We start from the raw sequence: 12066 nt of genomic DNA, 5'->3' as shown, positions 1-12066 counted from the left end.
GTACGCGTGGCGCAGGTGGGGCCGTGCGTGTCCAGGCGTAACGTCAGGCCCGCAGGCGCTGCTTGATCCGCCGCATCAAGCCATCCCGTACGTCGCGATAGGCGTCGAGCACCTGCTCACGCGAGCCCTGGACGATGGTCGGATCCGGCGTCGGCCAGTACTCGACATCAGCGGCGAGCGTTCTGGTCAACTCAAGGGCCTTGTGATGCGCCTCCGGTGAGAGGGAGATGATGAGGTCGAAGTTCAACCCCTCCCACTCCTCGAGATCCTCAATCGATTTTGGCCTGTGGCGATGAGCGTCGATGCCGATCTCGTCGAGCACGGCCAGCGCGAACTTATCGACGTCGCCCTTCCTCGCTCCGGCCGACTGGACATAGATCGATTTGCCGAAGAAGTGCTTCGCCATGGCTTCCGCCATCGGGGAACGCACCGCGTTATACGCGCACATGAAGAGCACGCTGTGGATCTTGCGCGGCGGCGCTCCCTCCACCGAGCCTAGCCCTTCCAATGCAAGGCATAGATCAAGGTGAACAGGCGACGCGCCGTGTCGTGGTCGATCTCGACCTTGCTCGCCAGGCGCTCGACCAGCATGTGGGCCGCCTCGTCATGCAGCCCGCGCCGGCCCATGTCGATCGCCTCGATCTGCGCAGGCGTCGACGCCCGGATGGCGGCGTAATAGCTCTCGCAGACCAGCCCATAGTCCTTGATGATACGCCGCAGCGGCGTCAGCGAGAGATGATGCGTGACGACCGGCGCTCCGTCGGCCCCCTTGATCTCGAATACGAGGCGTCGCTCGACCAGCGCGAGATGGGCGAGATAGGGGCCGCCATCATGCCCAGGCAACGCGAAATGGTTGCGCTCAACGAGGTCATAGACCGCAACCGCGCGCTCGTGTTCCTGATCCGGACTGCCACGCCCCAGCGAGGCTTCGTCAAAAGTCACACCGACCAGGCATTGGCTTTCCGACATGCAGCCTCCGGACACAGGGCGCGCGGGACTCAGAGATTGAGCCTGATCGTCACGGATCGGCCATGCGCCTGCAAGCCCTCGGCCTCGGCCAGTTGCGTCGCGGCCGGCGCCAAGGCGCGAAGCCCATCGACGCCGCATTTCAGCAACGAGGTTCGCTTCATGAAATCGGCGACACCGAGCCCCGAGGAGAAACGGGCGGAGCGGGCGGTCGGCAGAACATGGTTGGGACCGCCGACATAGTCGCCGATCGCCTCCGGTGTATGTCCGCCCAGGAAGATCGCGCCGGCATTGCGAACCTTCCTTGCCAGGCCGTCGGGATCTGCGGTGACGATCTCGAGATGCTCGGGCGCCAGCCGGTCGACCAGCGGGAGTGCGCGCTCCAGGTCTTCGACCAGCAGGATGGCGCCGAAATCCTGCCAGCTCTTGCCGGCGATCGCAGCGCGCGGGAGCACTGCCAACTGGCTGATCACCGCCTTCTCGACCTCGGCTGCGAGCGCTGCATCATTGGTGAGCAGGATCGACTGGGCGGATTCGTCATGCTCCGCCTGCGCCAGCAGATCGGCCGCGACCCAATCCGGATTTGCACTTGAATCCGCAATCACCAGAACCTCGGAGGGGCCGGCGATCATGTCGATACCGACCTGTCCGAAGACGCGGCGCTTGGCGGCTGCCACATAGGCGTTGCCCGGTCCGACGATCTTGGCCACCGGCGCGATCGACTGCGTTCCATAGGCCAATGCCGCTACCGCCTGGGCACCGCCAATCCGGTAGACCTCGTGGACGCCGGCAAGCCGCGCCGCAGCCAGGACCAGCGGGTTCGTCTCCCCGCGCGGGGTCGGCGCCACCATGACGATGCGCTCGACGCCGGCAACCCTGGCCGGCACCGCGTTCATCAGCACGGACGAGGGATAGCTCGCGGTACCGCCGGGAACGTAGAGCCCGACCGTCTCGATCGCGCTCCAGCGCCACCCGCTCTCGACGCCGAGCGCATCGCGTGTCCAGGAATCCTGTGGCTTCAGGCGCAGGTGATAGGCCTCGATGCGGGCACGCGCGGTTTCCAGCGCGGCCAGCAGATCGGCGGAGCAGGCCGCGACGGCCGCATCGATCTCGGCTTCACTGACCCGAAGGGTCGAAGGGGTCAGATCGAGCTTATCGAAACGGGAGGTGCAGGCGATGACGGCCTCATCCCCCTTGGCGCGAACATCGGCAATGATGTCGGCGGCAACGCGGTCGACGTCCTCGGACACCTCGCGCTTGGTCGTCAGCAGCGCGGCAAAGGCCTGCTCGAAGCCTGCGTCTCGTTGATCGAGCCTGATCGGCATCGCAAATCCTGAAGCTGAAAGAAGAGGTCAGGCGCCATTCGGGTGATCGGGCTTGGCGACTGCCTCCCAGACCGGGCCCAGGTCCTTCATCTGGGCCTCGATGCACTCGACGCCCAGGCGGATAGCGGCACCATCCGAGAAATGCAGCGTGACCTCTCCCGCCGGCGCCTCGGACTCGGTGAAGGTGATGGCGAGGAGATTGAGAACGGCTCCTGTCGCCGTCGGGTCAACCTTCGTGCTCTTGGCGTGAACGACTCGTTCGAAATGCAGGGCGGCAAGGCGCCTGCGCTTCTGGCCATGCGGCACGCCTTCCCAGTCGAAGCGTCGCGCGGCCAGCGCGAAGCGCTTCTGCGCTGGCAGATAGGCGACATCGCCGACGCGCAGGACAGCATCCTGCAAATGTGCGGAGATGATCGCGAGATCCTCCGCGTCGAGCGCGATCAGCTTCAGTGGGTCTGCGGTATCGTCCGACATCGACCTGTTCTGGCGAGCGGACGGTTCGGCGTCAACCGCTGATCCGCTCGACCTCTGCGCCACAGCGCGTCAGCTTGGCTTCCAGCGCCTCGAAACCGCGATCGAGATGGTAGACCCGGTTGATCATCGTGTCGCCCTCGGCCGCGAGGCCACCAATGACGAGCGAGACCGATGCACGCAGATCGGTTGCCATGACCGGCGCACCGGTGAGCTTGCCGACACCCTCGACATAGGCGACGTCACCATCCAGCCGGATCTTCGCGCCGAGGCGGACGAGTTCCTGGACGTGCATGAAGCGGTTCTCGAAGATCGTCTCGCGAATGCGCGAGGTGCCCTTGGCCCGCGTCATCAGCGCCATGAACTGCGCCTGCAGATCGGTCGGGAAGCCCGGGAACGGGTCGGTGTCCACATCGACGGCCTCCAGTGCCCCGCCGTTGCGGCGCACGCGGATGCCTTCATTGGTCTCGCTGATATCGACGCCAGCCTTGACCAGGATATCGAGCGCCGATTGCAGCAGATCGGCCCGCGCGCCTTCGAGCAGCACGTCGCCTCCGGTCATCGCGACAGCCATCGCATAGGTGCCGGTCTCGATCCGGTCCGGCAGGACAGCATGGTGCGCGCCCCCGAGCCGCGAGACCCCCTTGACCACGATCTGCGAGGTGCCGGCGCCCTCGATCTTGGCGCCCATCTTGATAAGGCACGCGGCGAGGTCCGTGACCTCGGGCTCACGCGCCGCGTTCTCGATCACTGTCGTGCCGTCTGCGAGAACCGCAGCCATCAGGGCCGTATGGGTGCCCCCGACCGTCACCTTCGGGAAGACGATCTCGGCGCCCTTCAAGCCCTTCGGCGCGCGCGCCAGCGCATAGCCATTCTCGATGCTGATTTCCGCGCCGAGCCGTTCCAGCGCCATCAGCAGGAGGTCGACCGGCCGCGTACCGATCGCACAGCCGCCGGGCAGGGAGACCTTCGCTTCGCCCATCCGGGCCAGGATCGGAGCAATGACCCAGAAGCTCGCGCGCATGGTCGAGACCAGTTCATACGGCGCGCAGGTGTCGACGATCTGGCGTGCGGTCAGCGCGATGGTCTGGCCCGTCTCCGCCGACTGACCGATGCGCTTGCCAGCGATGGAACGGTCGACGCCGTGGTTCGAGAGGATGCGCGACAGCGCAGTCACGTCCGACAGTCGCGGGACATTGACCAGAGTCAGCGTCTCATCCGTGAGGAGGCTCGCGATCATCAGCGGCAACGCGGCATTCTTCGCGCCCGAGATCGGGATCGTGCCATTGAGGCGCTGGCCACCGGTAATGCGGATACGGTCCATCTGGATGTCCTGCTGGAGGTCGCGGCTATCGGCCGCGCGGCGCGATTGAGGGCGGGATCAGGACCGGGGAGTCTCGGCCTGGGCAGGCAAGGCTTCGTCTTCCCGCTCCGCTTCATCCGCCCGACGAGCGCGCGCCTGCGCCTTGCGGCGCTTCAGGTTCTCGCGCAGGGCTGCGGCAAGGCGCGCCCTCTTTTCGTCGTCTGCGGTTGGTTGGCGACTCAAGGGATCAAACTCGGCTTACGCGGTTCAACGCTGGGATCGCGGCGAAATCGCGGCGCATGGTTAGCTCTGCAACGCCCGTTGGACAAGTTTCCAAAGCGGCGGCACGTCAATCAGCGGTCCCTCGCTCGCCAAGCTGAGACGAAACTGTGCCGCAGCGAGGCGCCGACCCTTTGGGGTTCGCGTTTGCAGCTAGCCCTCAGGACCTCCAGCCGCCGCGGCCGCCGCTCGGCTGCACGCTGAAACCGCCTGCATTTTCCGTCTCTTGCGCTCGGCCGGCATTCGCCTGCGCCGCGCGTTTCGTGCGCTCTTCCCCAGCGGCACACGGCTTGCCTTGCCGGCTCGGCGCGCCGCCTCAAAGGCCAGCGACATCGCATTGAGACAGGCTCTCCAGCAGTACAACTTAGACGACAAAGTTTAATGAAATTAACCATTTCTGCCGGTTATCGTTTACAGTTCATTAACTTCTTCTACCCTGCGGAGGCGTTCCAAATTGTCTGACCTGACGGGATTTGCGGCATGTTCCAGGCCTTCGCTTCACAGACCCATTCGGTGCCCGCCGTCGCTCTGGAATGTTGCGAGGTCATCGACGCGTTGCGGCACAAGGCGGGTTTCCTGCCCGAGGTGCAGTTGGCCTACGAGGCCGAGATCAAGACGCTGTGGGTGACGATCAAGCCGGAGCTGAAGCCGGTCTTCACGCTCCAGCTGCTTGACAGCCTCGGCAAGATCCAGAAGGCGATCTATGCTCTCTGGGGAGCGCCGGATCAGTATCACGGCGCACCGGTGCGCTTCCTCGCCTTCCGCGGGACCGGCCCCTTCTTCACCCTCGGCGGCGATCTCGATTTCTATCTCGACTGCCTCGCCAAGAATGACCGCGCCGCCCTGGCGGAATATGCGCGCCTCTCGATCGAGGGCGCGGTCTGGAACGCCAGCGGTCTCAACGGCCTGGTGATCACGCTCTCGACCATTCACGCCAAGGCGATCGGTGGCGGCATCGATGCGCCGCGCTCCTGCAATGTCATGATCGCCGAGGAGCAGGCCTCGTTCGTCTACCCCGAGATCAAGTTCAACCACTTCCCGATCACGGCAGTGGCGGTGTTGTCACGCCGCATGGGCTCGCGTGCAGCGGAGCGCCTGCTGCTCTCCGGCGAGGAGATGAGCGCCGCCGAATTCATGGCGGCCGGTGCACTGGAAGCGGTCGTGCCGACCGGCACCGGCGAAGACTGGATCCGCAAATATGCCAGCGACTCCCTGCCGGTGCACGCGGCCAAGACCGCGCTGTTCTCCGCGTTCAATCGTCGGGCCGGCGACCTGCGCGAGGAACTGGAGCATCTTGGCGATATCTGGACGGATTGCATGCTGCGCCTCAACCCGAGCGCCATCTCGAAGCTGCAGCGCATCGCGCAGACGCAGGACCGTATGCTGACCCGCGTCTACCAGCGGCCGGCGAGCCCGGTCCTGTCCAGCGCAGCGGCCCTCTGATCCTGCAAAGGCGCCTTCGCGGAGACGCAAGGCGGTTGCAGCCCCCCTCACGAAACATTTACCTGTTCCGCTTAAAGGGTTTATCCGGCGCGAACTCGGGCTCGTGAAAAGCTCGTGTCGCGCGCCTGAAGCCTTGCAAGGCGGGACTGGATGGCGGGTGTTTTCAAAGGGCTTCTCAGCGACAGACCGGGCGACGTCCGCGAGGATTTCGACCTGCCGGACTATCGTTTGCTGGTCAGCTCGCTGTTCTCCTCGCCCGGCTCGATCATTCCGGGCGGCATCGCTGGTATCCTGACCCCCTATCTGTGCTGGCTCGCGACGGGCGCCAGCATTTTCATGACCCTGACGGCGCTGGTGACTCTGGTCGTCGCGCTCCGGATCATGACCGTCATCAGCTATCGCAGGCGCGATCATTCGGATGACAGCTTTGCCGAGACACGGCGCTGGGATCGCGAATACTTCCTCGGCGCAACGGTTTTCAGCGCAGTCCTTGGCTACAGCTGCTACATCGCACTGACGCAGACCGAGGACCCCGCCGCCCATATCACTTCGGTCGCCTCGACCATCGCGCTGGCCTCGGGCTATGTCTCGCGCAACGCCGGCCGGCCGAAATTCGTCGCCGTACAGCTCCTGACCTTCTGCGTGCCGATGGCCATCGGCCTCGTCCAGGCCTCCAACGATTACTATCACTATATCGGCTATTTCGCGTTCCTGTACGTGGCCGCCAACATCGCCATCACCAATTCCCTGCACCGGAATCTCCTCGCGCTCAGCGAAGCGACCAAGCAGTCAAGAGGGTTGGCATCTGCGCTGCATTCCCAGAACCTGACGCTCGACGCCGCGCTCAACACGATGATCCATGGCCTCGCCATGTACGATCGCAGCCTCAAGCTCGCGATCTGCAACGCACCGCATCGCACGCTCTTCGGCATCCCCGAGACGCTCGCCCTCCCCGGCACGCCCTTGACGGCGATCGCCCGTTTCCTGATCGAGCGCCAGGTCATCAGCGCCGACCAGGTTCGCGACATCAGAAGCGCGCTCAGCGAGGTTCAGCAGTCGCAACAGGCGGTCACCCGCGAATTGCAGACCCGTGGCGGCCGGCTGCTGGTGGTCACCATCGCGCCTGCGGCCGAAGGCGGTGTGCTGATGCTGACCGAGGATGCGACCGAGAGGAAGGCGACGGAAGCACGGATCGAGCGGATGGCTCGCTTCGACGAGTTGACCGGTCTCGCAAACCGCTTCGAATTCAACAACCAGCTGTCCGAGTCCTTCCGCAAGCTGGAGCGGACCGGAGAAGCCTTCGCGCTGCTCTATGTCGATCTCGACGGTTTCAAGCAGGTCAATGACAGCCTTGGCCACGATATCGGCGATCGCGTCCTCTCCGAAACGGCTATGCGCCTGCGCGGTGTCATTCGCGGTGGCGACCTGCTGGCCCGCTTCGGCGGTGACGAGTTCGTTCTGATCTTGCCCTCGGCCAATCTCGCCATCGTCACCACGATCGCCCAACGCATGATCGATGCGATGGCCAAGGCCTTCCTGCTTGAGACCAAGACCGTCTACGTGACCGCCAGCGTCGGTATCGCGATGGCGCCGCTCGATGCCGCGACGCCGGCCGATCTGCTGCGCCACGCTGACACCGCGCTCTATAAGGCCAAGGCCGCCGGCCGCAACACCCTGACCTTCTTCAATCCGGCGATGGCCGAGGAGATGCTCGATCGGCACGAGATAGAGGTGGATCTGCGCCGGGCTTGCGAGAACAAGTCGCTCGAACTGTACTATCAGGCCATCATCGATCTGAAGACGCAGGATGTCGTGAACCGCGAGGCGCTGATGCGCTGGCGGCACCCCACCCGCGGAATGATCCCGCCTGGCATCTTCATCCCGATCGCGGAGAGTTCCGGCCTGATCGCCGCCATGGGCGACTGGGCCATCAGGCAGGCCTGCCATGACGCGGCCTCCTGGCCTAACGACGTCGGCGTCTCCGTCAACATCTCGCCGCTGCAGTTCCGTGAACCCCGCCGGATCGTCGAGACCGTCAAGGAAGCGCTCATCGCGTCCGGGCTCGGCTCCCATCGGCTGACGCTCGAGGTGACCGAATCCCTGCTGATCGAGGATAACAAGGGCACGCTCGCCGCCATTCACGAACTGCGCGCGCTCGGTGTGAAATTCGCACTCGACGATTTCGGCACCGGCTATTCCTCGCTTGCCTATCTCTCGACCTACCCCTTCGCCCAGGTGAAGATCGACCAGAGCTTCAGCCGCGACGTGCACGCCAATGAGGCGTCGAAAGCCATCATCGAGGCCGTCTGCCAGCTCGCTCGACGCCTTTCGATGAATGTCGTCGTCGAAGGCATCGAAACCGAACAGCAGCGTATCGCAGTGCAGTTGCTCGGCGCGCACCGGGCACAGGGCTATCTCTTCGGCCGGCCGGAGCCGGTATCCGCCTTCTCGCCCGACAGGGGACGTCACGTCGCCTGAGGAATGTCGCTGAGACGCCGCACGCGCGATACCGATCCCACCGCGACAATGCCTGTCCAACGGCGCGCTGCTCCAGTACTTCCGGCGCGCCGGCCTTGATTCCTGCACTCTGACAACGCATCAGCAGGTAGCGGAAGGCAGATCAGGGAGAGGCGATGTGACCGGCAGTCCGGCGACGGCATCCAATACGACGCCGCTGACCCCCGACATCTGCGTTATCGGAGGCGGCGCCGCCGGACTTTCCCTTGCGACAGCAGCGGCACTCTTTGGCGTATCGGTCGTGCTGGTGGAGCGCGACCGCCTGGGGGGGGGCAAGGACGCTGTCATCTCGAACGCGCTGATCGCCGCCAGCACACGGGCGAGACTGCTCCAGGACGCCGGCCATTTCGGCATCGCTGCCGGTGCGCTGGATATGGATTTCGTCAAGGTGCAGGCGCATATCGCCGGCGTCGTCGCGGCACTGGCCCCCAACGAAACGGCCGAGCGCCTGGCGGCATTGGGCGTCACCGTGATCAACGGCGAGGCCCGGTTTCGCGACCGCAACACCGTACAGGTCGGCGATCGGGAAATCAGGGCAAGGCGCTTCGTCATCGCAACGGGCTCGCGCCCGGCGGCTCCGTCAATTCCCGGCCTGGACAAGACCCCTGTCCTGACAGTGGCATCCGTTCTCACCCTGAACCGCCGCCCGGAACGTCTGATCGTGCTCGGATGCGGCTCGGAAGGGGTTGAACTCGCGCAGGCGATGCACCGCCTCTGCAGCAGCGTCACGATCGTTGGATCCGAAGACCTGCTTGCCGACGAGGACCCGGAGGCCGTGATGCTGATCCGCCGCGCTCTGCTGCGTGACGGGATCGCGCTGCACGAACGGGCCACGATCCTGCGTGTCGAAACCCCGCGCAATCGCGTGCGCCTCGTCCTGGCCGGGACGAAGAGTGAAGCGGAACTGCCCCTGGAGGGCACGCACCTGCTGGTCACGAGTAACCGGCAGCCGGCGATCGCCGCGCTCGATCTCGAACTTGCAGGCATTGCCAGCGATGCCGGCGGCATTGTCGTCAACAAGGGCCTGCGGACGGCCAACCGGCGTGTCTTCGCCATTGGCGGCTGCGCCAGTGGAAACCGACACGGCGCTCACCTTGCTCATGCAGCGAGCCACCAGGCGAGCCTGGTTCTCCGCAATATCCTGTTCCGCCTGCCGGTGAAGACGGACGCAGCGGCGCTACCAAGAGTGACCTCCTGCGAGCCTGAGCTTGCCAGCATCGGCCTGTCGGAGGAGCAGGCCCACAGGGCGGCGCGGGACATCCGGATCCTGCGCTGGCCCTACGCCGAAAGCGACAAGGCGCAGGCCGAACGGCAGACGGAGGGCTTCGTCAAGCTCATCACCGACGGCAAGGGCCGCGTTCTCGGCGCCACCATCATTGGTGCCAAGGCCGGCGAGCTGATCGCGCCCTGGTGCCTGGCGATCGAGAAGGGGCTGAACGTCAAGGATATGGCCGGGCTGGTCCTCCCTTCTTCGACCTTCTCGGAACTCTCGAAGCGGGCTGCCCTCTCGGTCTACTCTCCGCTTGCGTCCCGGCCGGGCATTCGACGGCTTATCGGCTTCCTGCGCCGCTTCGGATAAGCTCGCCGCATGGAGTCGCCACGCCTCGACAAGCAGTCGCTTTCCGTCAGCGTACCACGCAGCCTGACGCGGCTCGGCCTTTCCGCAAAGCTGCTGCTGCTGACCGTGCTTTTCGTGATGCTGGCGGAAGTGCTGATCTACTTGCCGTCCGTCGCGAATTTCCGGCGCAACTGGCTGAATGACCGCCTCGCAGCCGCACAGATCGCCGTGCTGGTTCTTGAAGGCGCTCCGCCGGAGGGCCTGCCTGAAGGCAGCGAGAGCCGCCTGTTGATGGGCGTCGGCGCACGCGCCATCGCCGCCCGTGTCGGGGGTGCGCGGCGCCTTCTCAGCCTCGATTCCATGCCACCCGAAGTGGCGCGAACCGTGGATCTGCGCCAGATGGGCTGGCTCACCTCCATCATCGAGACTCTCGACACTCTGATTACGCCTGCCCATGACACGCCGATCCGGGTCATCGGCGAGGCGGTCGGCGGCGCCGACTTCGTCGAACTGATCATCGACGAGGCGCCGCTGCGCCGCGCGATGCTGGTGTTCTCAGCCAATATTCTGCTGTTGTCGCTGCTRATCTCGGGGCTGACGGCGGGACTGGTCTATCTTGCCCTGAACTGRCTCATCGTCGGCCCGATCCGCCAGGTCGCCGCCAATGTCATGGAGTTCGAGGCCGACCCGGAGAACCCGCACCGGATCATCACGCCGAGCCAGCGCGCGGACGAGATCGGCGAGGCCGAACGGGCGCTCGCACGCATGCAGATGACGCTGGCGGACGAGCTGCGCACCAAGAAGCACCTCGCCGAACTCGGCCTGGCGGTCAGCAAGGTCAACCACGACCTGCGCAATATGCTGGCTGCGGCCCAGTTGATGTCGGACCGGCTGACCGAAACGCGGGACCCGAAGATCAGGCGCTTTGCGCCGCGCCTGATCGCCACGCTCGACCGCGCCATCGCCTTCTGCCAGGCGACGCTGGCCTATGGCCGCGCCGCCGAGGCGACGCCGACCCTGCGCGAGGTCGCGCTTCGGCAGCTTGTGGCCGATGCGGGCGAACTGCTCGGCCTCGCGGAAAGCCCGACCGTGAGCTTCGCCAACGAGGTTCCGGCGGAACTCATCCTGCCCTGCGACCCCGACCAGATGGCGCGCGTCCTGCTCAATCTCATGCGCAATGCCGTCGAGGCGCTGACCCGTGCGGGCGCCGAAGCCGGCCGCCAGCCGACCCTGACCATCAGTGCGGCGCGCGAGCTTCATGAGGTCGTTCTGCGCGTCTGCGACAATGGTCCCGGCGTTCCGGAACGGGCAAAGGCCAATCTGTTCCAGGCCTTTCGCGGCTCGGTCAATCCCGGCGGCACCGGGCTGGGCCTCGCTATCGCGGCGGAACTCGTCCGCCTGCATGGCGGCTCGATCGCGCTCGAACCCTCGAAGATCGGAGCCGTCTTCAAGGTGGCGCTGCCGATCAGAGGCGGGAACTGAGGGCCCTACTGGCTCGCCCAGATCACCCGCGCCATGAAGGCGATCTCGGATGATGCGAGCACCCGGTCGGGCTGCTCGGGATTGAGCGAGGCGAGTTCGACGGTCCTGGCAGTTTCGCGCTTGAGCTGCCTCGCCAGCACCTCGCCTTCAATGGTCATGACCACGACCCGGTCGCCTCGCCTCACGGCAGCCGCCGGAGAAACGATGATGATGTCGCCATCGCGGTAGATCGGCAGCATCGAATCGCCGGCGATCTCAAGCGCATAGGCTTTCTCGTCGGACAGGCCGGGAGACGCGACCTCCTCCCAGCCGGAGCCGGCGGGCAGGCCGCTGCCATCGAAGAATCCACCCAACCCCGCCTGTGCGAAACCGAGCAGGGGAATGGTGGGCGCGGGCGCCGCGGCGCGGTGCATCACCACGCTCATGAACTCGTCGAGCGAAGCGCCAGTAGCCCCCAGGATCTTGGCGATCGACTCGGTCGAGGGCCAGCGCTCGCGGCCATCCGGGCCGATGCGCTTGGAGCGGTTGAAGGTCGTGGCGTCGAGGCCGGCCCTGCGCGCCAGCCCCGACGGCGTGAAGCCGTAGCGCTGGGCCAGTGCATCGATCGCGCTCCAGATCTGGTTATGGGACAGCATCGGACAGGCCTCTGATCCTGATGTGCCGGGAGAGCAGGACAAGGATAGGAAATATCCCCTACTCGATGAGACCTCAATCTGATTTCC

10 protein-coding genes are annotated in these 12066 nt (G+C 65.4%); 4 read left to right on the top strand and 6 right to left on the bottom strand.

Features of this window, described 5'->3' with window-relative positions; all coding sequences use genetic code 11:
• Nucleotides 1-43: 43 nt before the first annotated feature.
• Genes AC1DW9_RS23405 through murA form a run of 5 tightly spaced genes read right to left on the bottom strand, consistent with a single transcriptional unit; the run spans nucleotide 44 to nucleotide 4086 of the window.
• Complete coding sequence (locus AC1DW9_RS23405; RefSeq protein WP_441490133.1) at nucleotides 44-448, bottom strand: arsenate reductase/protein-tyrosine-phosphatase family protein; 405 nt, start codon at nucleotides 446-448, stop codon at nucleotides 44-46.
• Between the two features lie 47 nt (nucleotides 449-495).
• The gene (locus AC1DW9_RS23400) at nucleotides 496-969 is read right to left on the bottom strand and encodes a UPF0262 family protein (RefSeq protein WP_441506029.1); all 474 of its coding nucleotides are present in this window, start codon (nucleotides 967-969) and stop codon (nucleotides 496-498) included.
• 29 nt (nucleotides 970-998) lie between these two features.
• Nucleotides 999-2291 (bottom strand): histidinol dehydrogenase, encoded by a 1293-nt coding sequence (gene hisD, locus AC1DW9_RS23395; protein ID WP_441506028.1) that lies wholly within the window; start codon nucleotides 2289-2291, stop codon nucleotides 999-1001.
• Nucleotides 2292-2318: 27 nt separating this feature from the next.
• Nucleotides 2319-2765 (bottom strand): DUF2948 family protein, encoded by a 447-nt coding sequence (locus tag AC1DW9_RS23390; protein ID WP_069877660.1) that lies wholly within the window; start codon nucleotides 2763-2765, stop codon nucleotides 2319-2321.
• Between the two features lie 31 nt (nucleotides 2766-2796).
• Nucleotides 2797-4086 carry a UDP-N-acetylglucosamine 1-carboxyvinyltransferase gene (gene murA, locus AC1DW9_RS23385; RefSeq protein WP_441490136.1) on the bottom strand — a complete coding sequence of 430 codons (1290 nt, stop codon included), beginning with the start codon at nucleotides 4084-4086 and terminating at the stop codon, nucleotides 2797-2799.
• A 738-nt stretch (nucleotides 4087-4824) separates the two neighbouring features.
• Here murA and AC1DW9_RS23380 point away from each other — a divergent pair.
• From AC1DW9_RS23380 to AC1DW9_RS23365, 4 genes are all read left to right on the top strand, one after another.
• Entirely contained in the window at nucleotides 4825-5787 is a 963-nt protein-coding gene (locus AC1DW9_RS23380) for an enoyl-CoA hydratase-related protein (RefSeq protein WP_069877662.1), read from the top strand.
• Between the two features lie 150 nt (nucleotides 5788-5937).
• Nucleotides 5938-8265, top strand: a complete 2328-nt coding sequence (locus AC1DW9_RS23375) for a putative bifunctional diguanylate cyclase/phosphodiesterase (protein ID WP_441506027.1) — start codon at nucleotides 5938-5940, stop codon at nucleotides 8263-8265.
• Nucleotides 8266-8422: 157 nt separating this feature from the next.
• Nucleotides 8423-9883: a dihydrolipoyl dehydrogenase family protein gene (locus AC1DW9_RS23370; protein ID WP_441506026.1), complete on the top strand. Its 1461-nt coding sequence runs from the start codon at nucleotides 8423-8425 to the stop codon at nucleotides 9881-9883.
• A gap of 9 nt (nucleotides 9884-9892) precedes the next feature.
• Nucleotides 9893-11344: a sensor histidine kinase gene (locus AC1DW9_RS23365; protein WP_476855193.1), complete on the top strand. Its 1452-nt coding sequence runs from the start codon at nucleotides 9893-9895 to the stop codon at nucleotides 11342-11344.
• Nucleotides 11345-11349: 5 nt separating this feature from the next.
• On the opposite strand, the gene AC1DW9_RS23360 is transcribed toward AC1DW9_RS23365, so the two are convergent.
• On the bottom strand, nucleotides 11350-11979 hold the full coding sequence (locus AC1DW9_RS23360; protein ID WP_441506025.1) for a S24 family peptidase: 630 nt from the start codon (nucleotides 11977-11979) through the stop codon (nucleotides 11350-11352).
• Between the last annotated feature and the right edge of the window lie 87 nt (nucleotides 11980-12066).

The sequence above is a fragment of the Allobosea sp. P4_E12 genome, assembly GCF_056401655.1.
The sequence above is the reverse complement of the archived record's forward strand: the minus strand, read 5'-3'. Positions and strand labels throughout refer to the sequence as shown.